This is a genomic window from Thermithiobacillus plumbiphilus (assembly GCF_038070005.1).
Classification (GTDB): Bacteria; Pseudomonadota; Gammaproteobacteria; order Acidithiobacillales; family Thermithiobacillaceae; genus JBBPCO01.
This window is the reverse complement of sequence record NZ_JBBPCO010000008.1, coordinates 37,343-59,027: the sequence shown is the minus strand read 5'-3', so window position 1 is coordinate 59,027 and position 21,685 is coordinate 37,343. Positions and strand designations below refer to the sequence as shown.

Here is a 21,685-nt window from a genome sequence, read left to right as displayed (position 1 = left end):
AGAGCGGCGCAACCGTGGCCGCAACCCAAAGCGCAACCGCCAGCCTCAAAGCCTTGGCCCGTCTGGCTTTGCAGGGAAACAAAGCGCAACCGAAGGCGCAACCGGCCTGCAACTCAGGCCAAAACAAGGCGCAACTCGACCCCGAAAAAACACCCGCAAAAGTTGCGCCTGTTGCGGCTGCTATTCCTGCTACTCCTGAGCACCCGAGTAGCGAAAGTAGCGGGAATAGCAATGACCCTGTACCCGCACCCGTCCCTGTAACGACACCCGAAGACGCGGCAGCCATGCGTCTGTCTGCCATCGAATCCAGCGGATTGGCGCTGCTGGTGCGGGTGGATGATGGTTACATGGTCTGGGCGAGTACCACGGCGACAATTCCCGAGGCCTGGGCAGCCTATCCACTCTTCACCACCGGAGAACTGCGACTGATCCCACCAGGCAACAGGCAGGCGGCGCGGGATTGGCTGGCGCTCAAGCGGACGTTCCCGGCATCGACCATGCACCCGGTCAGCGAGGCTGAGGCACCGACCACGCCACCAGCGACCGAGTACGTCACCTGCGCCACCTGCCAGCACTACCAAGCCGGCGAGCATGGCGGCATCGGCACTTGTGCCATGCAGGAGGATCAACGCACCACGCCACCAGCAGAGCGTTACCCGGCAGGCCACCCTATCCAGCCAGCCCTATACCCCAACGCCAAGCGCCTATGCGCCACCTGGGAGGCCCGATGAAACAGCACATGACCGTGACACAAAAGAAGATGGTTTCCGAAATCATGGCGGACGTCCAGGCCGGGCGATTCCTGCACCGTGCCGTGGACAGGGCCTGGGACCGCCATCCGCGCATGACCTGGGGGCAAGTGTCGGAAGTGGCCCGCTACGTCGAAAAGCGATTACGCGGCACTGCCTGGGGACGGGCTGCCCTGACCCGCGACAAGGAGATCCTGGACGCCATCGAAGCCGAGCGCATTGCCGAGCGCAACGCGGAACATAGTCGAGAACGGCAGGCGCACGCCATGCAGGAACGCAAAGGCAAAGTGTTGCACTGAAAATCTGCCCACAGGTAATAGCCCGCAAATTCACCCAAGATGGGGCCTCACTCACCCGGAGGCCCTATGTCCACACCCTTTGACCGCTTTGTCGAGCAGGAACAGCAGTTCGCCCAGTCCCAGCAGACCGCCATGGCCACGGCTTCCCAGCTTCGCGCCGACGCCCAACAGATCCATATCGAAACTGAAAGCAGCATCCGCGAGATGCCCGAACATGAAAACAAGCGCAACGCGCGACCCATGCGAGACGACGCGGCAAGCCGCATGGCCACGCTGCGCGAGCAGGCGGCACGCATCGAGGAGCAGGCCCGTCATGCCGACTATCACAAGCGGCCCGTCCCTGATGCGGCCATGCTCCAGGCGGCCAGCCGCCATATCCAGCAGCTGGAAAACGAGCTGAGACAGACCGAAGCGGCGCTGTCGAGCACGGCACCTGATGAGGGCACCGAGCAGGGGCGCTTTGCCCAAGCACGCCACGCCCTGGAAGATATGCTGGCGGGCCTGGCCCTGGGGCGCAAGAAGCAGAGCGAAGCGGCCAAGGCGGAAGCCGAGTACGACAAGGCCCGCGAGCAGCTGGCCCAAGCCGAGCGAGCTGCCGAACGGGCAGCGGCCCGGCGTGCTGGCCTGGAGCGGCGGCGCGATACCCTGAACCAGATGCTGCACCAGGCCCGCGAGGATCAGGCACGGATGCAGGCGGCGGCAGCCCATGGTCTGGCGCTGAAGTACGCGGCGGAATATACCAGCACGGCACAGGAGCTGATGCGTCTGGGCGCACTGATCCAGGCAGCCGGCATCCGCTCGAACATTCCCCTGTTGCCGAGCACCCTGCATGTCAGCATGCCGGAGCTGCCGGGCGCACCGGACACCCTGGCGCCCAGCCCTGAGCAGCAGGCAGCAGCCCTGGCCCAGATCACAGCGGAGGTCGGTTAAGCATGAGCCGCTATGCTCACCTGACCCTGGCCACCCTGGCCGAGATCGTCGGCACGCCAGCAGCGCTGAAGCTGGCGGCCTGCTGGGGCGGACTCACCCTGTATGTACCCGACCAGGCCAGCCCGGACCATGCGATCACCCGCATGGTGGGCCTGGATGCCTTCGTGGAGCTGGTGCGCGTCTATGGCGGCCAGTCGCTCTGGATACCGAGCGCGAGCTTTGTCAGTGATGCCCGGCAGGCGCGGGTCTGTTACCTGCTGGAGCTGGGCGTGGCCGTGTCGCGCATTGCCTGGCTGCTGGGCCTGACGCCTGAGCGGGTCAGACAGATTGCCGGACAGCGGCAGCCCTCAACAACAACCCCATAAGCGCCCGGAAATCTCCGGGAAACCGCGGCATCGCGTCCCCGTGGTACGGCCACCCGCTCCAGGGACCCTGATAGGCACCCACCCACCACGGGGCTACTAAGGCCGCGGTTTATGGCTAAATTCCGGGATTCCAACTTGATTGTTTTCAAGTTGCACGGCAGCGGCGAGCCTGGCCAGCAGGGGGACCCTGGACGGGATAGACGTCACCACGGGGCACTGAGGCCGCGGATTGCGCCAGTTTTCCGGCCAGTGCATATGCTCCACCACTAGGCGGCATCGATGCAGGCGGATATTGGGCTTGCGGCCTGGGCACCCTGAGCACTGCGGGACCGCCTATCCCCTCAATGTCATACGCACGGATGACGCCTTGCCATTGAGTGACAAGTCACATATTGTTATAAACGTGACAAGTCACATAATTTAGGGGGAGATATGTCAAAGCCAGTCGAGCAGAAAAATCGTGGCCGCAAGCCTTCCGGCGCACGCGCCATGACGCCAGCGGAACGGGCAGCGGCAAGCCGCTTCAAACGTCGATATGAGCAACCGACAGGCGTGTTCAGTGGCAAGCAAATCGGCGTGATGCTCTCAGGGGATGCCCATGGCGCCCTGCTGGACCTCAAAGAACAGTTTAGTGACAAGTCACTAAAACAGATCATTGACGAGGCTCTTGTGCATTACGCTAAATCAGTGACAAGTCACACAAGCTAGGCTGTGGAACGCTCCACCCGGAAGACGCATCCATTGAACTGATGACCTGGACACCCTGAGCATGGGCAGACCTGGGGAGGGGGGATCAAATCTTCAGGACTTCATGCCGGCATGACCGCGCGCCTCACCAGATTTTTACACCCGCGAAATTAAAAAATCGGACGCCTGCCCCTGGGCGAGCGTCCAAAGAGTTCCCAAGAAATCCCAAAAGTTCCAGAAATTTCTGAAAATTGGTATTTTCGGAAACAACTCTGGATCACTTTTCCCACCGGAAAAGCCGGGTTCTGGTCTGTGTAATTCCTGTGTAATCGTGCACGAATAGGCCCGGAACTTTGAGGATTTCAGCAGAACTCCTGTCTGACAACGGAACTCCGCAACTCCTTGAAAACAAAAGATTTGAGAACATGCGGGAATGATGCAGAAACTTACGCTTGAGACCTCATAATCCCTTGGTCCTCGGTTCGAGTCCGAGCGGGCCCACCAGTAAACACAAGGGTTTGGCTGAAATGCCAGGCCCTTTTTCTTTGCCCCTTTGAATATTTGCTCCAATTTTGCTCCAATTGCTCCACAGGCTTGGGGCAAGGAGTAGGTATGGCGAGCATCCGCTGGCGCGGGGAATTGCAGTGGGAAGCGCGCATCCGGTCGGCGCCGGGAAAAAAACCGCATCCGCGCCTTGCAAAACTACCCCATTGCCACGCGCCCCCTGAGCACAATCCGCGGCCGTGACGTGGCGACCTACCTGCGCACCCGCGAAACCGAGGGGGCGGGCCCGAACATGCGCCGGATCGAACTGTCGGAGTTGCGCTGGGAGGATGTGGATCTGGCGGGTGGGACGGTTTACGTCCGGGATCCCAAAAACCGGCATCCCCAGACTGTACCGCTGTCCCATGGCGCCGTTGCCGGACTGACGGGCCTGGTTTTCCATGACCTGCGCCATGAGGCCACGTCGAGGCTCTTCGAGCGCACCGACTTGGACATCATGGAGATCCGGACGATCACGGGCCACGAAACCCTGCAGATGCTGGCGCGTTATACCCATCTACGCACGGCGCGGCTGGCCCAGCGCCTGCGAGGTGCGCCGAGAATCCCGCTTGCATCAACTGACAGGAACGCGGCCCAGGCGGGTGCCGACGCGTGATCCTGCCGAATGGAGAGAGGGCGATTGTAGACATCGCCAAGTTGCGGGACTATTGTTTGAATGATGGGCATCCTGAAGGGCGTCACAAGGCCCGTGTGTTCCGCTCGGCGTTGGGATTGGCGTCCCCTGATGCAGCGATATTGCGGGACGCCCTGCTGGATGCCGCGCGGGTGAACGATGCGCAGCCAGGCTTGTCGGATTTCTATGGACAGCGTTTCGTACTGGACTTCCGGATGCGCCACGCTGGCCGTGATGCAATGGTGCGCGCCGCCTGGATCATCCGGGCTGGGGAAGATGCCCCGCGCCTGACAAGTTGCTATGTGTTGTGAGGGAATGCCATGAAACTATTTGATGTTGTCGCCTTGACCGAGGACCTGCCCGATCGGCATCTACTGCGGGGACAGGTCGGGACATTGGTCGAATCGCTCGCCCCGGACGTCTATGAGGTTGAGTTCGCGGACCCGGATGGCCGGACCTATGCTACAGTGGCCGTGCCAGCCAGCCACCTGATGGCCCTGCACCACCAGCCGCACGCCACCGCTGCCTGATCCCCGCCCCATGCGCGCCGATCAGGCGCCGGCGCCCTTCTCCAGCATCTCGTCGCTGAGGCATTCCATCGCCTCGGCCAGGGACTGGCGCTCCTGGGGTTCCAGTTCGTGATGCAGCCGGCGCAGCACGCGGGCAATGCCATGGATGCCCGAGAGCGCGTGCAGGATCCACTCGGCTTCCGGCAGGATGGGTGCGGCGGTGTCTGTGTCGTGTTGCATGGGTACTGCCTCCCTGTTTTTATGCCGGCTGATGCCGGTGGAATAGGTATATCAGCCTTTGGTATTACGCGCAATCCCCTGATTTAATTACGTTTTCTTATATAGAATACCATAGTGGCCGATGCCCCCAGCCCCTTGTTATTTGGCAACGTGTCACATATTCCTAGAACTGTGACAAGTCATATAATTTAGGGGTAGCCATGACAGTCGAGCAGAAAAAGCGTGGGCGCAAGCCTTCCGGTGAACGCGCCATGACGCCAGCGGAACGGGCACCCTGAGCACGGGCAACCCGCTTGACGCCGCCAGGGCGGCTGGCTTACCGTACCCGTCCAGGTGCTAGAAACACCTTTCACGTAGCGGCATCCGCGCCCGAAAGCATCGCGGTATTTTTTCGCCTGTATGGCGCCTTGTGCGTCCCGCGGCTGTCCGGCTTTTATGTCGGGAGTGCGGCCAATACAAGACCCTTCGGGGGAATACGCCCGCCGTCTACGTGCGGTTTCTAGCTCCCGGCGCCCATCATCTGATGAGCGCCTACCGTGCCACAACGTAGGAGCCATACCAATGATTACCGGCACCATTCCCACCCTCTGCCACCTGAGCGAATCCAACAACTTAACTAGCCTGCCCTTTGTCACTGACCTGAAGGAAAACGGAAAAGTGCGGCGCTGTAGCTGGGCATTTCATCACTCCAACCGTCCCTTCAAATCCTAAACTCAATCAAGCGGACATCTATCGTGACAGAGGGGGGGATGCCACAATGCCCTCGAAGCCAACCAGATCCATTGGCTTGAGATAAACCAGGTAAAGGGAATCGGAGCGGGAAAGCTAGGGCGTGCGGGGCGGCAGGCATTTGTGCTGCCACCAGTACTGCAGAATCTCTTCCATGATGGCCTGGAATTCGAAATAGCCGACCAGTTTCGGCACGAAGAGGTCGGCACCGAGCGCGTAACAGTGCTCGATCTCGCGCGGGTCCGTGGTCGTCGATGAAACCATCAGGGGAATCCGCTGCGTATCCGGGCAACGCTTGATCCTGGTCAGCACATCAAAACCGGACACCTTGGGCAGGTTGAGGTCCAGACAGATGAGATCCGGGCGGAATCCCTCCGAAGAATCAGCGGGAAACAGACATTCCAGCGCCTGTGCTCCGTCGGTGGCCGTTCTGATCTTCAGTTCCGGCAGCTTGCGGCGCAAGGCCCGCATCAGCAGGAAGGCATCATCTGCATTGTCTTCGACCAGCAGCAGGAAACTCATCGCAAGACGTCCCGGGCACAAATCCACGCAAGCCGGGAAGACAGCAGAAACCAGCACTTGCCAGGTGGGGCTGGTAGCAGGCACATCAGATCAGGACCACCTCGATCTGACCTGACTGTTGTTCATCCGGGAGCGACTTGACGACGATATGCACATCATTGCCAAGCCTGGTCAGACACTCAATCATTTTCGCTTCGCTGATGCCCCGGAACTGACCGCGCAGGAGATTGGATAATTTCGGCTGGGAAATGCCGATCAGACGTGCCGCCACTTCCTGGCTGATGCCACGCTGTTTGATGGTTTCACCGATCTTCACCGCCAGCCTTGCCTTGACCAGCATGTTTTCCGCATCGCGCAGCCCTAAGTCAGCATAGACATTACCGCTTCCTGGTTCGATATCACGCATGGTGCTGGTTCTCCACTTGTGCTTTCACCAACTGCAGGCGCGACTGCAGCAAGTTCATGTCGGGACTGCTGACCTGATCTGCTGCACGGTGAAAGCAATACAAAACATATACCGCCTCAGTGTGCGACAGAATATAGACCGCACAATAGGCGCCCTGGTGCCACTGCTCCAGCATGCCGAGCTTGCCGAAATCAAGCTCCTGGATGCACTGGACCTGTTCGTGGCGTCTGCCCGACTGAGCAAGATAGAGGGTATATGTACAGGTATCCCGCACGCGGTCAGGAAAGGCCTGCAGCATGGCCTGAAACTCCTGCAGCGATTTACCGACCCAATGAATTTGTTTTTCCCTGTTGATCATGACCAGATTATACCCAAAATGGTATAAGATCCAAGATCCTTGCGGATAATACCTTTTCAGGGTATCCAGAAGGGCTTGCACAGGGTAAATGGCAGAAAGCGGTCAAAATGAAAGAAGGGCCTGCAGTTGCCTGCAAGCCCTCTATGTTCATGGCGCGCGGTATAGGATTCGAACCTATGACCTTTGGCGTCGGAGGCCAACGCTCTATCCAGCTGAGCTAACCGCGCATGTGACGAGGGCTGATTTTACCCGGCATGTCCACGCCTGTCCATCGGCAAAACAACTCAGGGCGAGGTAGCCAGCCCCTCGTCGCCTGCCACGCGCATGACCGCGGCCAGGGCGCTCTCGTCGACCACCTTGCTGTCGACCTTGCAGTAGGCTACCTCCTCGTCAGGGAAGACCGCAGCCTCGACCACGCCGGGAATGGCCAGCAGGCGGGCCTCGATCGCGCGGGCCTCAAGCTCGCTCACCGCGCCCACATGCAGCACCCGGGTGGCAACATAGCGCGGCTGGCGCATGCCGATGGCGACCAGCAGCCAGGCGACAAACAGCCCCAGCACCGCCCAGAACACGGTGGCGTAGTTGTTCTGTACCGGGTCGTAGAGCAGGCCGCCGATTGCGCCACCGACAAAGGCCCCGAGAAATTCGGCGGTGGTATAAACCCCGATGGCCGTGCCCTTCACGCCGGCCGGCGAAATTTTCGATATCAGTGAGGGCAGGCTCGCCTCCAGCACATTGAAGCCGGTGAAAAACACCAGCAGGGCCAAGGCAATCCAGGCCAGGGAGTCATGCGACAAGGCCATGATGAGCACGGATATGGCGAGCGTGGCGATGGCGCCGACGAAGACCTGCTTCATCTTGCGCCTTGACTCGGCAATGATGATGAAGGGCACCATCAGAGCGAAGGCGATGAGCATCACCGGCAGATACAGCTCCCACTGGCGCTCCAGCGGCAATAGCGGATGGCGCGGGTCCATCAGCACCAGCGGCAGCACCACGAAGAGCGCGGTGAGTGCCGCGTGCAGGGCAAAGACGCCAAAATCCAGGCGCAGCAGTTCGGGATCCTTCATCACCCCGGCCACCATGGCCGGACTGAGTTCGGCATCGCGGTGGTGGCGCAGCAGCTTTGGTGTGGGCACCACGGTGTAAAGAAAGATCAGCGAGATCAGGCCCAGCCCGCCGATCAGCCAGAAGATGCCATCGACACCGATCCAGCTTGCCAGCAGGGGACCCAGCACCAGCGACACGGCAAAGGAGAGACCAATGGTGATGCCGATCATGGCCATGGCCTTGGTGCGGTTCTCCTCGCGCGTCAGATCCGCCGAGAGCGCGATGATGACGGAGGCCACCGCCCCCGCGCCCTGCACGATACGCCCGATCAGGACGCCGTAGATGGAGTCGGAGGCCGCCGCGATCCAGCTACCGGCAATGAAGAGTATGGTGCCGATGAGAATGACGGGCTTGCGGCCATAGCGGTCGGAGAGCATGCCAAAGGGGATCTGCAGCAGCGCCTGGGTGAGGCCATAGGCGCCCAGCGCCAGGCCGATCAGCGCCGGATGCTCGCGCACGCCTTCGAGCTGATGGGCATAGATGGAAAACACCGGCAGCACCAGAAACAGCCCCAGCATGCGCAAGCCGAACATGCCCGCCAGCGACACCGCTGCCCGTCTTTCCTTGCCGTCCATGCCAGCCTGCTGTCTGCCCTGCCCTGCCTTCATGCCTCGCCCCAGTATCTTCAAACGCCGGCAAAAGTTTGCCGAACCGCAAAAGCGCGATTATAAGCAAAAAACGATCTGCCGACAGTCAAGCTTTGTCACAGGCAGGATCATTCGCGGATGCTGATTCTTTCGATGCCCTGGCTGCGGCCACTGACGGGATCCACGCGGATCAGCACGGCGCTGAGCGTGGCCGGCCCGGGCGCCACCTCCAGGCGCTCGGGGAGTTTGGTGAGAAAGCGCTTGAGAGCCCCCTCCTTCTTCATGCCGATCACCGAATCGTAGGGGCCGGTCATGCCGACATCGCTGATATACGCCGTACCTCGCGACAGCACCCGCTCATCGGCCGTGGGCACATGGGTATGGGTGCCGACCACGGCGGATACCCGGCCATCGAGATGCCAGCCCAGGGCCATCTTCTCACTGGTGGTCTCGGCGTGCATGTCCACCAGGATCATCTTCAGGTTGTCGGGCTTGGCGGCCAGCACCTGGTCGGCGGCCTGAAAGGGACAGTCCAGGGTGGGATGCATGAAGGCCTGGCCCATGAGGTTGAGCACGCCGACGGGCTCGCCACTGGCGGTCTGGCCGACATGCCAGCCGCTGCCGGGTGTGCCGGAGGGGAAATTGTGGGGCCGCAGCAGGCGCGGTTCGCGGGTGATGTACTCCAGGGCTTCCTTGCGGTCCCAGATATGATTCCCGGAACTGATGACATCCACCTCGTGCTCGAAGAGCTCCCGGCAGATCTTCTCCGTGACGCCGAAGCCGCCGGCGATGTTCTCGGCATTGACGACGATGTAATCCAGCATCAGCTTGTCCTTGAGCGGGCGCAGATGCCTGAGCAGCACGCGCCGCCCGGGTTCGCCAACGACATCACCGACAAACAGCAGATTCATGGTCAAGCTCCCTCGAAGAACTGCCCATGATAGTGCATGCGCCCGCCTCTGGCCATGCGCCGAAGGCGCTAAGATGCCGCGGGGTACCAGGCCTGTTCGGTCTGAATGCCATCGAGGGCGATATCCCAGGACTCGCGCGGCAGCTGCGGGATCTTTTGCAGCTCATAGGCCAGGCCGATCACATGCGGGCGGCGCCAGTGGCGCGACCAGCCCAGATGCTGCAGGGCGCGGTCATAAAAGCCGCCGCCCATGCCAAGGCGTCCACCGTGGGGATCAAAGGCCACCAGTGGCGTGAGAATGAGATCGAGCTGGCGCGCTTTCAGCAAGGCGCGGCGCGGTACGACAGGCTCCGGAATGCCGAAGCGGTTGGCGCGCATGGCGGTACCGGGCCGCAGCCGGGCAAAGCGCAGGGAACGGCCAAAGAGTGGATCGAGCACCGGGAGAAAAGCCTGCTTTTTCATCCGCAGGGCCAAACGCAGCAATAAGGTGGGATCGATCTCGCCATCATTAGTCAAGTAAAAGGCGATGCTGCGCGCGGCCAGAAAGCGCGGATTGCGGCTCAGTTCGCGAGCCAGACGGCGGGCGGCCTGATGCGCCTGCTCATCGGAAATGGCGCGGCGCAGACGCCGCATGTCCCGGCGCAAAACCTTTTTGTCGATCATCTGGAGAATCTAATGGGGATTTTGAAATGAGACATCCCCCGCCTGTGCCGTAGGTTGTTTCCCTTGAACCCGAAGGTCAGGTGGGCGCCTCCACGTCGCTTCAGGCTACTCGCTAGAGCGGCTCACCACGACGATCATGAAGCTCCCAGGGTGATAACTGTTGGTTCAAGAATTTACCCGTACCTACGAGCACCGCAGGGGATGCAAAACCACCTTATCCCGATTGAATGAGGCTGTCAACCATGCCCTGGAGCCGTCCGGCGAGGCTGTCGAGATCGCCCTTTTGCGCTGCCACCTGGGCCTGCAATTGCACCACTTCGGCGGCCAGATTCAGGGCCACCATCAGCGTCAGCCGGTCAGTCCCGACGATCCTTCCCGAACGCCGCGCCTGCTCCAGCTGCTGGTCGAGATAGCTGGCGGCGTCCAGCAGGCAATCCGCCTCTTCCGGGGGACAGGCAATCCGGTAGCTGCGCCCGAGCAACTGGATATTGATGGTCTGAGAGGCGCCGTTGACCGGCTGCTTGATGTCCAATGTCACTCCTCGACCGGTTCCAGATCGTTGAGCAGGCGTTCCAGCCGTCCGCAGACCACCTCCTGGCGTTCGCGCAAGCGCTGATTCTCGGCCTGCAACTGCTCGATCTGGCGGTTCAGGAGCAGCAGGCGCGGGTCATCGTCCTGTCGCTTGCCGCGCTGCGCCCGGTAGTCGGCAAAGAAACTTTCCAGTTGCTGCAAGAGGGGCTCGAAACGGGGGTCCTGCAATGGGAAGACCTCGCGGACAATTTGCAATCGTTCCTATCATACTAGCGGATGACCGGCCTGAATCAAAGCCGCGTTCTATTTGCTACCGAGCATCTGGCGCAACTGCGCCAGCGTCCCCTGGGCAACCGCCTGGCGCTGTTCCTCGCTGTTGTTCTCGCCTTCCCAGCGCAGGTCCTCGGCGGGCAGCTCGCTCAGGAAGCGCGAGGGTTCGCCGGCGATCCACTCGCCATAGCGGCGACGCTTTCTGGCCATGGTCAGCACCAGCAGGAATTGGGCGCGTGTGAGTCCGACATAGGCCAGGCGCCGCTCTTCCTCGATGTTATCCGAGTCGATGCTGTTGCGGTGCGGCAGGAAACCTTCCTCCATGCCCACCAGAAACACATAGGGAAACTCCAGGCCCTTGGCGGCGTGCAGGGTCATCAGGCGAACCTCGTCGCCGCCCTCCTCTTCCTGGCGCTCCAGTACAGAAAAGAGACTAAGCCGGCCAAGGATCTCGGGCAGGCTGCGGGGGCCATCCTCGGTTTCGAGCATGCGCTGTACCGAGTCAAAGAGACTGTTGATGTTCTCCAGCCGGCGGCTGGCGCCACGCTCATCGAACTGGTCGCGCAGATAGCCGGGATAGTCGATGGCGTCCGGCAGGCGCCGCAGCTCGGCGGCGAGTTCGCCATCCGTGGTGGTGGTCTTGTCGATCTGCTCGTTGGTGCGATTGATCCAGTCACCGAAGCCGCGTAGGGCCTCCAGGGCGCGAGTGGGCAGATGCTCGCCAAGATCCGGCTCCCAGATGGCTTCAAAGAGACTCTTGTCACGCTTTTGGGCGAATTGCCCCAAGGCCTCCAGGGTGGTGCCGCCGATGCCCCGGCGCGGCGTGTTCACCGCACGCAGGAAGGCGAGGTCATCGTCCGGATTCACCAGGAGGCGCAGATAGGCCATGAGATCCTTGATCTCGCCACGCGCGAAGAACGAGGTGCCGCCGGTCAGATGATAGGGCACCCGGGCGGCGCGCAGGGCGGTCTCGAAGGCGCGCGCCTGATGGTTGCCGCGATAGAGGATGGCGAAGTCGCTGAACCTCGCCTGGCGCTGGAATTTCTCGGCCAGCAAGAGGCTGACCACCTTCTCTGCCTCGTGGGTCTCGTCATCGCAGCGCACCACGCGGATCGGCTCGCCGTGGCCGAGCGTGCTCCAGAGCTGCTTTTCATAGAGATGCGGGTTGTTGGCGATCAAGCGGTTGGCGGCGGTGAGAATGCGCCCGGTGGAGCGGTAGTTCTGCTCCAGCTTGATCACGTTCAGGTCCGGGAAGTCCTGCCCCAGCCGGTGCAGGTTCTCGGCCTCGGCGCCCCGCCAGGCATAGATGCTCTGATCATCGTCGCCCACGGCGGTGAGATTGCGCCGCATGCCCAGCAGCCACTTGATGAGCTGATACTGGGCGCTGTTGGTGTCCTGATACTCATCCACCAGCAGATAACGCACCCGCTCCTGCCAGTGGGCGCGGGCCTCGGCGTCATGGGCGAAGAGCTGATTGGGCAGGCTGATCAGGTCGTCGAAATCCACCGCGCTGTAGGCCTTGAGCGCGCGCTGGTAGAAGGGATAGAGACGCGCGGCGCGGCTGTGCAGAGGGTCACCTTCCAGTGGTACGGCCTCCGGCGCGAGGCCGGCGTTCTTGAAACGCGAGATGCGCCCCTGGATGCCTTCGGCCAGATCCGGGTCGTCCTGATTGTCCTTCAGGAGATCACGCACCAGGGCCACGGTATCCGAGGCATCGAGGATGGAGAAGGCCTTTTTATAGCCGAGCCGGTGGATCTCCTGGCGCAGGATCTGCAGCCCAAGGCTATGAAAGGTCGAGACCGTCAGCCCGCGAGTGGGCTGGCCCTGGCAGAGCTGGGCGACGCGCTCGCGCATCTCGCTGGCGGCCTTGTTGGTGAAGGTCACGGCAAAGATGTGCCTGGCATCCACGCCATGCTTATCGATCAGGTGAGCGATCTTTTGCGTGATCACACGGGTCTTGCCGGAGCCGGCCCCGGCCAGCACCAGCATGGGTCCATGAGCGTGCAGCACGGCGGCCTGCTGCTGGGGATTGAGCTCTGCCATCAACCGCGATGTATCTTGTCGACGCGCGCCTGGGCGGTGGGTTTCAGAATGATCTGGTCGATGTTCACGTGGCTCGGGCGGGTGACCGCCCAGACGATGCTGTCCGCCACGTCCTCGGCGCTCAGTGGCTGCAGGCCCTCATAGACCTTGCGGGCGCGCTCGGCATCTCCCGCGAAGCGCACGAGACTGAATTCGGTTTCGGCAAAACCGGGATCGATCTCCGTCACCCGGATCGGCTCGCCCAGCCATTCCAGGCGCATGGTCTCGGAGATGGCGCGCACCGCGTGCTTGACGGCGGTATAGCCCGCTCCACCGGCATAGGTTTCGTGTCCGGCGATGGAACCGAGATTGACCACATGGCCATCACCCGAGGCGCGCAGTTGCGGCAGCAGGGCTTTCGTCACGCGCGCCAGGCCCAGCACGTTGCTCTGATACATGGCGAGCCACTTGGCCTCATCGAGTTCGGCGATGGCTTCGAGCCCCAGCGCGCCACCGGCATTGTTGACCAGCACGTTCAGGACCGGAATTTTTGCGGCGAAGGCGGCCACGCTCTCGGGATCGGTGACATCGAGCATCAGGGCCACGCCATCGATCTCGGCGGCCAGGGCCTGCAGGCGGTCCAGCCGTCGGGCGCCGACATACACCTTATAGCCCTGGGCGGCCAGCATGCGGGCCGTGGCAGCGCCGATGCCGCTCGACGCGCCGGTTACGACTGCGGTTTTCTGTGTCATGGGTTTGGTTCACCTGAAGGGGTCAAACGCCTGCATTGCCACAGGCACCGGGAGCATCTTATCTTAAGGGAAACCTCTCGCCTTGTGGAGCATTTCATGTCCGACATTGAACCGAAACCCGCGCCGCGCAAGCTCCAGCCACTCTGCGCCCAGATCCCCCTGCCCACCATCCGCGCGGTGGTGGATGACTTCTACAACCGCATCCAGCAGCACCCGACCCTGAGTGGCCCCTTCAGTGTGGTCGGCGACTGGGACCTGCACAAGGAGCGCCTGATCCATTACTGGTGGACGGTGATGGGTGGCCAGCCCTACCGCGATTTTGGCTATGCGCTGGGCGACAAGCACGCGCCGGTAGGCATCAGCAATGCCCTGGTGGACGACTGGCTGGCGCTGTTTCATCAGACCATGCTGGATCACATCGCCCCGGAATTGGCCGAGCGCTGGATGCGACTGGCCAGCGGCATCGGCGAGAGCCTGCGGCTGATGTTTGCGCGGGATTAGGGGTCATGGGTCGTGGGCCAGCGGCGCGCATTGCGCAGTCGCTGAATGATCAGTCAGGCCGCCACTTGTTCAAAAGAGAAGTGAGGAATATCTGCTCGCTCGCTGGCATGCTCGATGGTGATGCCGCAGATGTGACCTGCCTTGTCGAGATCCAGCAGCGTGTTTTCATCCAGATCCTTGGTCTCGGCCACTTCAGTGGTGCGAAACTCGATATAGAGCGTATCCGTTTCCTGGAAATACTGGATCTTCATGGCATGAACCCTCGATCGAAAAAGGCATTATGAACCGTTTCGCCGTCAGGCAGCAAAATAACACGTTAATACCTGCCCCCTGCTTCCGGCACTGCTCCCCAGCGCCGAATGCGGCCATCCTGCTGAATCACTTCCCGTATCGGCTGATGCACGACCCGCTCGATCCAGTGCAAATCGATACTAGCCCGATCGGGTCTTTGCCGCATGGCCTGAAAGTACTGGGTATATTTCATAACTGAATCACTCCGGATTCTGCCAAATTACCCTGCAAGCGCCCGTCTCTTAGATGGAGCTTAGACGCGACCTTCTCAGCCGAAGAAGCAACAATATTCATCGCGACCGACCACGTCGAGAAAGGCTTCGAGCGAATGCATTTCAGGGTTGGGCTCGTACCCATGCCACTTGAGATCCTTGCGCATCCAGAAGACTTTCCATCGATTCTGTATGCGCACGAACGTGGCCTTGGCAACAAGCGTTTCCCGCTTTCTCGACTTGTCCTGCCAATCGGGTCGGATCTCGAAGATTTCGACGCTCTGACCAGTGATACGGTAATCGATGTCCAATCGGTCGCGAATGTGCGCTGGCGGGCGGCGACGTTCGAGGAATTGTGCGAGCACTTTCTTGCACCGCTGAAGTTCAAGCTCCGTGAATGCCATGTGACACCTGACGTTCAAAGTGATCGGCCACCGGAATCCGAAGGGCGGAAGGATTCCACAATCGCGGCTCGCGGGTAGCCCGATTGACCGGGAAGTCAGGGCGCATATCACACATTGAACAACCCTTGACTGCGAAGGTGGGACAGAACACCCGAAAATTCCCTCTTGTAGTTTGGGCCAAGCCATGCGACTCGTGACACAACGCCGTCCGTCACATATCGCCCGCGATAGCGAACGACGCCAGTCTCAATGATGGCGCCGGAACCGCCAATGATACTTCTGACTCGCTCAGTCAGGCCGAGCACACCATAGGCGACCTGGCCCGACGGATGGATGAAGACGGAATGCGACCGCGTGTCCTTGAGGTAAATCCATTTCGCCACTTCGAGGCCACGTATGGCGGAGACGACTTCGCCGGGCACCGGCACTGATTCTGCAGTCAATCCGCTCAGCGCTCTGTCAAGCAACGAACGGTCAGCCATATATTTCTCCCGGGCAACGGTCAGCACCTCCAGAATTTTGTGCTTGGCGGGCGGTGCACCATAGATCTCACCCATTATCAGGGTGTACCCGCGGATGAATGCTGAAGCATCACGCTCGGCGATGATCATTGGTGCAGCGCCTTAGGTCTGATTAAGCGGCTGGGGCGAGCTGTCATGTTTCTTCATCGGGAAGCAATAGCAACCGCTCGCTTCTCCAGACCCGAACCAGATTCACAGAGGCCACATCCCGCAGGTAAATCACACGAAACGGCGGATGGATAATTTCCCGGATGCGCTCCTGATCAAACTCGGGGACCTTTCTACCTGAATCAGGGTGATCACGTAGCCGTTGCACATTTTCCAATATGGCATTTACAAACTTTTGGCCAATGTCCGGGACATCCTGCTCCAGGTAGTACGCTTTAATCTCCTGGAGATCACTCAGGGCAGAGCGAGCGATGATGATTTCCACTTACTCTGCGCCAAGTATTTTCTTCGCCTCGGCCAGTGTGGCGGTGTTTCCTTCCCGGATGTCCGCCAGTCCCTGGGCCACAGCCTTGATGAACCGCAGCTCTTCGGCAGTCTTTTCGTAATCGTCGAGACTCTGGACGACAGCAACCCCTCTGCCTCTGCTGGTCAGCAGGACTGGCCTGTGTGTATCGTTCACCTGGCTTACGACTTTGCCCGGGTTGATCTTGAGACCGGACAGGGGAATGACATCCTCTGAAAATTTCGTTTGCATGACAACGCCCTCTTTTCCAATAGGGCCATTTTTAGCACCTGTCTACAGGTGCCGTCAAGAAAACAGTACAGTCTGCATGGATTTAGGACTGCGCCTCGTTGGCCGCGCCCCTTGAATGCGATGTCAGGCTCTCACCAGCTGAAGCTTGGCGACCTTAGTTCAAGTTTACCCGTTGTCGGGCCATCCAAAGATCATGGGCATCCTGCATGGCAAGCCAGCTCTCGGGCGAGCGGCCCAGCGCCTTGGCGAGCCGCGGCGGCATTTCAGGCGTGACACGACTGAATCCGTTCAGAACCCGGCTGAGGGTGGAAGACGACACCTCGAGTTTCTCCAGGAATTCCATCAGCTCCCCCGGCTGCTCGGGAAATTCGAAGCGATAGATCAGTTCATTGCGCACCGCCGGTGAGTGCCCGCCGACCATGTGGCGGACGTGCAGCTTGGCCATTTCGTTATCGGACAGGTCTGTGGCCGCATAACCGGCCGCATTCAGGCACTCGGCCCTGGGCATCCTCGCGCGAGCGGGTGCTGATGCCAACAAAGATATGCGCGCTGTCGCGGCCATTGAGGCGCTACTCAAATCGGGATAATGTCGGCGCCAGCCCGGCACACATGCCCAGCTTATTTGCCTGGTTTTCGATAAGTCGCGGCGTCGATATTGTAACTTCGCAACTTCTGATGAATTGCCCGGGGCGTGATGCCTATCTCACGGGCTACTGCGCTTACGTTGCCGGCTTGACGTTGTAGGGCATCGCGTAGAATCTTGGTCTCGACATCCCGAACCGCGCCTTGTCTACGCCTGCGCAAATCCTCTATTTGCGACAAGCCGGTCTCGGCCGAGAGTTGCACGCCGAGCTCGTCGATAACCTGTCCCCTGGCGAAAAGGAATGTGCGCTCCAGCACATTTTCCAGTTCACGCACGTTGCCAGGCCACTCGTAGGCCATAGCCTGTCCCCAGGCCCGGCTGCCCAGTACTTTCCGGGGCCTCTGGTAACGCGCCGCTAGACGCGACAGCAAGTGATTGATCAGTGCGGTAATATCCTCCCTTCGCTCCCGCAGGGGAGGAATATGGATGGGCACGACGTTTAACCGGTAGTAGAGGTCCTGCCGGAAGCCTCCCCCAGTTAGAAGTTTGTCCATTGGCGTATTGGAGGCGGCAATGATGCGCACGTCTGCGTGCAATACTTGTTTTCCGCCCACTCGCTCGAACTCGCCTTCCTGCAGCACGCGCAACAGATTAGCTTGTGACAAGAGCGGAAGGCTATCGACCTCGTCAAGAAACAGCGTACCGCCCGCAGCCCGCTCGAACACGCCCTGGCGCATTTCATGCGCCCCAGTGAAAGCCCCCTTCTCGTGACCGAACAAGGCACTCTCGATCAGGTTATCCGGGATCGCCCCGCAGTTGACGGCAACGAACTTGCCCTCGCTACGCTTGCTGAGCGCATGGATAGCGCGGGAGATGATTTCCTTGCCTACGCCAGTTTCGCCGTTGATTAGGACGTTGGCCATGGTTGGGGCCACCAATTCGACGGCTTCCAGTGCTTCGCGCATAACGAGGGATTCGGCCACGATTTCCGGCCCGCCACGGCAGCCTTCTGGCGCGTTTCCGGTCGCAGGACACCAGATCCGCGCCATTTTCTCCGCTACCCGCACGGTCACGTCTTCCAAGGCCATGCGGGACACGATAGCACCGTCCTGGCTGACGTATTCGTCGCCATACTTGTCCCGGGCCGTCTCCCGGTCAAAATGGATCAGCACTTCGCAGCAACCATCATTATTCGCAATGCGCCGACGCAACTCCACCTTTGCGTAACCGAAATTACGAGCGGCAATGCCACCGAACACGGACGACGTCATGCGGCACAGCTCCGGCGCTTCCTTGACCCGGTCGCCGAAGGGGCAGCGGGTGTTCATCACGCGGATGGCTCCCGCCTCGCCCGTAGCCGGCGCAAAGCCACCGCCGATCTGGTTCTTGATATTGATGACCAACGCAGTGTATTGATCGCCACTGATTTCACCAGACAGGCCGAGTTGTTGGCGGACATGGGCCTCCAGACAGCTGCTGGCGGTCAGCCCCAGAATCTGGATATGGTTGTGACAGGCTGCGTCCTCTTGCGGCAGTTGTCCCGCAAGCTTGACGCTCTGCGTGAAGAACATTTGCAAAAACGAGAGTGGGATCAGCTCGGAAAGCAATGCGTGGGACATGGACGATCCTCTTCAGAAAGATGAGGGAGGCACTGCGGAGCTGCGATGTCACAAAGTACGCGGCGGGCCCACAGCCATGTTCTCATCCTAGCACGGCAGGCTAGATGTGCAGGACAAACAACCCAATAGGCGTATTCAATTCGTCTTGACCGTACTCGTCGCGCGGGGCGCGCAACAACTACAGCCCGGCTTATGGCCATTTGGGCCGGCCTCCGTCCTAAATGCCGGCAACGAGCGCATTGCGAGTTCACGCCCCCGCGCCATTTGGCCATGTATGGCCGGAGCTACTAAAATGGCCTTCTCCGCCACGCCACCACAGCTGGGACAATCTGGCGCGTGCTCGCTCATGGCGTGGCTGGCTTCGAACGGTGTCCCGCACTCACAACAGCGATAATCATAGGTCGGCATAAATGAATTCCCAGATTAAATTATGACCGAACGCGCCGCTCTAGGCGGTGCGTTCTATTTCTTCTTACAACTTGCGAGCATGCCCTAAATGCCGATCAGACCCACCGTGGGGGTTGATTCTGACTCACCCCGAAGTCCGTGCTACGGACATCAGGCACACGCCCTCGCACTTTGGCATCCAACGTGGGCGCCCGCAGCCTACGATTCTCCACTTCCCAGATCCAGCCACTGACCACGACATGCTTGGGAATCAGGGGATGATTGCGGATCGTCTCAATGGTACGCATGCATGTCACATCCACATCGTCCATCATGCCGATCCACTTGGCGAACCCGCCCTTGTCCAGCTTCAGTTCGGGCAGAGTCGGGTCCAGAGTCAGGTTTTCCGTGTCTACGCCCTTTTCCTTCAGCATCCGCTCTAGGTCGTTGGCATTGGCGGACAGCATGCCGCACTGGGTATGCTGAACGATGACGATTTCCTTGGTGCCGAAGAAGTTGCAGGTCAGCATGGCTGAGCGGATCGCGTCGTCGGTGACGATGCCGCCCGCATTGCGAAAGCAGTGGGCGTCGCCGCCACCAGCTGGGCTGTCCACGCGAATCCCCAAAGCCTCGTCCACAGGCAGGCGCTCGTCCATGCAGGCCAGCACCCAGAGGGATCTGTCATTGTGGCCTTCGGGGCCATAGCGGCGCCGTAGGGCCCAATGGTCGTAGGAATCAGTCCGCGCGTTCAGTTGGTCCTTCAGTGTTGTCATCTTGCGTCTCCATTTAAAATTGAGTTAAGCGGATGTCCGACACTCGGCTAAGAAAAGACCCAATTTGATAGTCACCAGGCGACAGGTCCGCAACAACTTCGAAGCAAAACCTGTGCCTTTTAATTTTACATTTAAAAACAATCGGATATGATTATTTAAGGGGGTTGGATGAGATCGCGCGCTTCCCAGGGAATGCGACCTCAAAAGGCTGGAACAACTAAGGCACGGGGCCATAGGCTGGCGAGAATGTGTAGCTTCCTATAGGAAGCAATAATTCGCACTGCAAAATAAAGGGCCAGTTCCCGTTCTTGTTCAGTTCCTTTCGAAACGAGCGGCAGCAGTGACCTTACCCCAGAAAAAACCGATAGGCCGGATTGTCATCCTCGCGCACATGGGGATAGCCCAGCCTTGCCAGAAACTGCTCGAAGGCCGGCAGGTCCTCGGGTGGCACCTCGATGCCGGCGAGGATGCGGCCGAAGTCCGCGCCGTGATTGCGGTAATGAAACAGACTGATGTTCCAGTGGCCGCCAAGCTTTTCCAGGAATTCCATCAGTGCGCCGGGCCGCTCGGGAAATTCGAAGCGATAGATCAGTTCATTGCGCACCGCCGGTGAGTGCCCGCCGACCATGTGGCGGACGTGCAGCTTGGCCATTTCGTTGTCGGACAGGTCCGTGGTCGCATAACCTGCTTCATTCAGGCACTCGGTCAGGCCCTGGGCGTCCTCGCGCGAACGGGTGCTGATGCCAACAAAGATATGCGCGCTGTCGCGGCCATTGAGGCGATAATTGAATTCGGTGATGACGCGCTTGCCGATGGTGCCGCAGAAGGACTGGAAGGCGCCGGGGCGCTCGGGGATGGTGACGGCGAGCAGGGCCTCGCGCGCCTCGCCGAGTTCCGCCCGCTCCGCTACGAAGCGCAGCCGGTCGAAGTTCATGTTGGCGCCCGAGAGCAGGGCCACCAGGCGCTGGTCCTGGACGCCCTGGCGCTCGGCATAGGCCTTCAGGCCGGCCACCGCCAGCGCACCGGCCGGTTCCATGATGGCACGGGTGTCGTCAAAGACGTCCTTGATGGCGGCGCAGATCTCGTCATTGCTGACCCGGATGATCTCATCCACGGTCTCGCGCACGATCTTGAAGGTATGCTTGCCGACCTCGCGCACCGCCACGCCATCGGCAAATATCCCCACCTGATCGAGCCTGATCCGCTGCCCGGCCTGCAGGGACTGGTACATGGCGTCGGCCTCGAAGGGCTCGACCCCGATCACCCGCACATCGGGCATGAGCACCTTGAGAAAGCCCGCAATGCCGGCAATCAGCCCGCCCCCGCCGACCGGCACGAACACGGCATCGAGCTTGCCGTTGCTCTGGCGCAGGAGTTCGTCACCAATGGTGCCCTGCCCAGCAATGACCAGCGGATCGTCAAAGGGATGGATGAAGCTCATGCCGGTTTCGGCCACGAGCTGATCGCAATGCGCCTGGGCATCGGAATAGCTGTCGCCCGCCAGCACCACCTCGGCACCCAGAGCCCGCACCGCATCCACCTTGATCTGTGGGGTGGTCTGCGGCATCACGATCACGGCCCGCAGCCCAAGGCGCAGGGCGGAGAAGGCCACGCCCTGGGCATGGTTGCCGGCACTCGCAGCGATGACGCCGCGGGCGCGCTCGGCCTCACTCAGATGCGCGATGCGATTGTAGGCACCGCGCAGCTTGAAGCTGAACACCGGCTGCAGGTCCTCGCGCTTGAAGAGCACCTGGTTGCCGAGACGGCGGGAGAGATTGGCGGCGGGTTCAAGCGGCGTTTCCCGCGCCACGTCATAGACGCGGCTGGTGAGGATCTGGCGGATAAGGGTATTGAGCATGGGGCCTGCGCGTAAAT

32 protein-coding genes, 1 tRNA gene and 1 other RNA gene are annotated in these 21,685 nt (G+C 60.6%); 10 read left to right on the top strand and 24 right to left on the bottom strand.

Annotated features, from left to right (window positions below; genetic code table 11):
- Positions 1-284 precede the first annotated feature (284 nt).
- The 8 genes from WOB96_RS09010 (at position 285) to WOB96_RS08975 (ending at position 4,737) form a co-directional block, all read left to right on the top strand.
- Complete coding sequence (locus tag WOB96_RS09010; protein ID WP_341370963.1) at positions 285-731, top strand: hypothetical protein; 447 nt, start codon at positions 285-287, stop codon at positions 729-731.
- Positions 728-1,048 carry a hypothetical protein gene (locus tag WOB96_RS09005; protein ID WP_341370962.1) on the top strand — a complete coding sequence of 107 codons (321 nt, stop codon included), beginning with the start codon at positions 728-730 and terminating at the stop codon, positions 1,046-1,048. The genes WOB96_RS09010 and WOB96_RS09005 overlap by 4 nt, the downstream gene beginning before the upstream one ends.
- A gap of 66 nt (positions 1,049-1,114) precedes the next feature.
- The gene (locus WOB96_RS09000) at positions 1,115-1,978 is read left to right on the top strand and encodes a hypothetical protein (RefSeq protein ID WP_341370961.1); all 864 of its coding nucleotides are present in this window, start codon (positions 1,115-1,117) and stop codon (positions 1,976-1,978) included.
- A 2-nt stretch (positions 1,979-1,980) separates the two neighbouring features.
- Entirely contained in the window at positions 1,981-2,343 is a 363-nt protein-coding gene (locus WOB96_RS08995) for a hypothetical protein (protein WP_341370960.1), read from the top strand.
- 432 nt (positions 2,344-2,775) lie between these two features.
- Entirely contained in the window at positions 2,776-3,051 is a 276-nt protein-coding gene (locus WOB96_RS08990) for a hypothetical protein (RefSeq protein ID WP_341370959.1), read from the top strand.
- A gap of 673 nt (positions 3,052-3,724) precedes the next feature.
- Positions 3,725-4,189, top strand: a complete 465-nt coding sequence (locus WOB96_RS08985; RefSeq protein ID WP_341370958.1) for a tyrosine-type recombinase/integrase — start codon at positions 3,725-3,727, stop codon at positions 4,187-4,189.
- Positions 4,186-4,518 (top strand): DUF6883 domain-containing protein, encoded by a 333-nt coding sequence (locus WOB96_RS08980; protein WP_341370957.1) that lies wholly within the window; start codon positions 4,186-4,188, stop codon positions 4,516-4,518. Before WOB96_RS08985 ends, WOB96_RS08980 begins: the two co-directional genes overlap by 4 nt.
- 9 nt (positions 4,519-4,527) lie before the next feature.
- The gene (locus WOB96_RS08975) at positions 4,528-4,737 is read left to right on the top strand and encodes a DUF4926 domain-containing protein (RefSeq protein WP_341370956.1); all 210 of its coding nucleotides are present in this window, start codon (positions 4,528-4,530) and stop codon (positions 4,735-4,737) included.
- 21 nt (positions 4,738-4,758) lie between these two features.
- On the opposite strand, the gene WOB96_RS08970 is transcribed toward WOB96_RS08975, so the two are convergent.
- Complete coding sequence (locus WOB96_RS08970) at positions 4,759-4,956, bottom strand: hypothetical protein (RefSeq protein WP_341370955.1); 198 nt, start codon at positions 4,954-4,956, stop codon at positions 4,759-4,761.
- Positions 4,957-5,517: 561 nt separating this feature from the next.
- Between WOB96_RS08970 and WOB96_RS08965 the strand changes: the two genes are divergently transcribed.
- Complete coding sequence (locus WOB96_RS08965; RefSeq protein WP_341370954.1) at positions 5,518-5,667, top strand: hypothetical protein; 150 nt, start codon at positions 5,518-5,520, stop codon at positions 5,665-5,667.
- Positions 5,668-5,781: 114 nt separating this feature from the next.
- Here the strand turns inward: WOB96_RS08965 and WOB96_RS08960 are convergent, their stop codons facing one another.
- From WOB96_RS08960 to WOB96_RS08905, 12 genes are all read right to left on the bottom strand, one after another.
- Positions 5,782-6,207, bottom strand: coding sequence for a response regulator (locus WOB96_RS08960; RefSeq protein WP_341370953.1), 426 nt, complete (start codon positions 6,205-6,207; stop codon positions 5,782-5,784).
- Positions 6,208-6,292: 85 nt separating this feature from the next.
- The gene (locus tag WOB96_RS08955) at positions 6,293-6,613 is read right to left on the bottom strand and encodes a helix-turn-helix domain-containing protein (protein WP_341370952.1); all 321 of its coding nucleotides are present in this window, start codon (positions 6,611-6,613) and stop codon (positions 6,293-6,295) included.
- Positions 6,606-7,052, bottom strand: a complete 447-nt coding sequence (locus WOB96_RS08950; RefSeq protein WP_341370951.1) for a hypothetical protein — start codon at positions 7,050-7,052, stop codon at positions 6,606-6,608. The genes WOB96_RS08955 and WOB96_RS08950 overlap by 8 nt, the downstream gene beginning before the upstream one ends.
- Before the next feature lie 69 nt (positions 7,053-7,121).
- Positions 7,122-7,198: transfer RNA gene (locus WOB96_RS08945), tRNA-Arg, on the bottom strand.
- Between the two features lie 57 nt (positions 7,199-7,255).
- The gene (locus tag WOB96_RS08940; protein ID WP_341370950.1) at positions 7,256-8,689 is read right to left on the bottom strand and encodes an MFS transporter; all 1,434 of its coding nucleotides are present in this window, start codon (positions 8,687-8,689) and stop codon (positions 7,256-7,258) included.
- Positions 8,690-8,796: 107 nt separating this feature from the next.
- Complete coding sequence (locus WOB96_RS08935) at positions 8,797-9,579, bottom strand: TIGR00282 family metallophosphoesterase (RefSeq protein ID WP_341370949.1); 783 nt, start codon at positions 9,577-9,579, stop codon at positions 8,797-8,799.
- Positions 9,580-9,647: 68 nt separating this feature from the next.
- Positions 9,648-10,241 carry a 5-formyltetrahydrofolate cyclo-ligase gene (locus WOB96_RS08930; protein ID WP_341370948.1) on the bottom strand — a complete coding sequence of 198 codons (594 nt, stop codon included), beginning with the start codon at positions 10,239-10,241 and terminating at the stop codon, positions 9,648-9,650.
- A gap of 31 nt (positions 10,242-10,272) precedes the next feature.
- Positions 10,273-10,445, bottom strand: a non-coding RNA gene (ssrS, locus tag WOB96_RS08925) — 6S RNA.
- Positions 10,446-10,455: 10 nt separating this feature from the next.
- Positions 10,456-10,773 (bottom strand): cell division protein ZapA, encoded by a 318-nt coding sequence (locus WOB96_RS08920; RefSeq protein ID WP_341370947.1) that lies wholly within the window; start codon positions 10,771-10,773, stop codon positions 10,456-10,458.
- A 2-nt stretch (positions 10,774-10,775) separates the two neighbouring features.
- Complete coding sequence (locus WOB96_RS08915; protein WP_341370946.1) at positions 10,776-11,027, bottom strand: hypothetical protein; 252 nt, start codon at positions 11,025-11,027, stop codon at positions 10,776-10,778.
- Between the two features lie 48 nt (positions 11,028-11,075).
- The gene (locus WOB96_RS08910; protein WP_341370945.1) at positions 11,076-13,085 is read right to left on the bottom strand and encodes a UvrD-helicase domain-containing protein; all 2,010 of its coding nucleotides are present in this window, start codon (positions 13,083-13,085) and stop codon (positions 11,076-11,078) included.
- A complete protein-coding gene (locus WOB96_RS08905) occupies positions 13,085-13,816 on the bottom strand; it encodes an SDR family NAD(P)-dependent oxidoreductase (RefSeq protein ID WP_341370944.1) in 732 nt (243 codons plus the stop codon). The genes WOB96_RS08910 and WOB96_RS08905 overlap by 1 nt, the downstream gene beginning before the upstream one ends.
- A 96-nt stretch (positions 13,817-13,912) precedes the next feature.
- Here WOB96_RS08905 and WOB96_RS08900 point away from each other — a divergent pair, with 96 nt between their 5' ends.
- Entirely contained in the window at positions 13,913-14,317 is a 405-nt protein-coding gene (locus WOB96_RS08900) for a truncated hemoglobin (RefSeq protein WP_341370943.1), read from the top strand.
- 53 nt (positions 14,318-14,370) lie between these two features.
- Here WOB96_RS08900 and WOB96_RS08895 read toward each other — a convergent pair whose 3' ends face one another.
- The 11 genes from WOB96_RS08895 to ilvA all read right to left on the bottom strand — a co-directional run bounded on the left by WOB96_RS08895 (position 14,371) and on the right by ilvA (position 21,668).
- Positions 14,371-14,568 carry a DUF2283 domain-containing protein gene (locus tag WOB96_RS08895; protein ID WP_341370942.1) on the bottom strand — a complete coding sequence of 66 codons (198 nt, stop codon included), beginning with the start codon at positions 14,566-14,568 and terminating at the stop codon, positions 14,371-14,373.
- A 65-nt stretch (positions 14,569-14,633) separates the two neighbouring features.
- Entirely contained in the window at positions 14,634-14,801 is a 168-nt protein-coding gene (locus WOB96_RS08890) for a hypothetical protein (protein ID WP_341370941.1), read from the bottom strand.
- 75 nt (positions 14,802-14,876) lie between these two features.
- Positions 14,877-15,224: a DUF3024 domain-containing protein gene (locus tag WOB96_RS08885; RefSeq protein WP_341370940.1), complete on the bottom strand. Its 348-nt coding sequence runs from the start codon at positions 15,222-15,224 to the stop codon at positions 14,877-14,879.
- A gap of 107 nt (positions 15,225-15,331) precedes the next feature.
- Entirely contained in the window at positions 15,332-15,835 is a 504-nt protein-coding gene (locus WOB96_RS08880; RefSeq protein WP_341370939.1) for a hypothetical protein, read from the bottom strand.
- A gap of 43 nt (positions 15,836-15,878) precedes the next feature.
- A complete protein-coding gene (locus WOB96_RS08875; protein ID WP_341370938.1) occupies positions 15,879-16,178 on the bottom strand; it encodes a type II toxin-antitoxin system RelE/ParE family toxin in 300 nt (99 codons plus the stop codon).
- Positions 16,179-16,448, bottom strand: coding sequence for a type II toxin-antitoxin system Phd/YefM family antitoxin (locus tag WOB96_RS08870; RefSeq protein ID WP_341370937.1), 270 nt, complete (start codon positions 16,446-16,448; stop codon positions 16,179-16,181).
- A 154-nt stretch (positions 16,449-16,602) separates the two neighbouring features.
- Positions 16,603-16,893, bottom strand: a complete 291-nt coding sequence (locus WOB96_RS08865; protein WP_341370936.1) for a HigA family addiction module antitoxin — start codon at positions 16,891-16,893, stop codon at positions 16,603-16,605.
- A gap of 173 nt (positions 16,894-17,066) precedes the next feature.
- Positions 17,067-18,650: a sigma 54-interacting transcriptional regulator gene (locus WOB96_RS08860; RefSeq protein ID WP_341370935.1), complete on the bottom strand. Its 1,584-nt coding sequence runs from the start codon at positions 18,648-18,650 to the stop codon at positions 17,067-17,069.
- A 135-nt stretch (positions 18,651-18,785) separates the two neighbouring features.
- A complete protein-coding gene (locus tag WOB96_RS14495; protein ID WP_423229732.1) occupies positions 18,786-19,058 on the bottom strand; it encodes an FmdB family zinc ribbon protein in 273 nt (90 codons plus the stop codon).
- 95 nt (positions 19,059-19,153) lie between these two features.
- A complete protein-coding gene (locus WOB96_RS08855) occupies positions 19,154-19,810 on the bottom strand; it encodes a beta-class carbonic anhydrase (RefSeq protein WP_341370934.1) in 657 nt (218 codons plus the stop codon).
- Between the two features lie 346 nt (positions 19,811-20,156).
- Entirely contained in the window at positions 20,157-21,668 is a 1,512-nt protein-coding gene (ilvA, locus tag WOB96_RS08850) for a threonine ammonia-lyase, biosynthetic (RefSeq protein ID WP_341370933.1), read from the bottom strand.
- Positions 21,669-21,685: the final 17 nt, after the last annotated feature.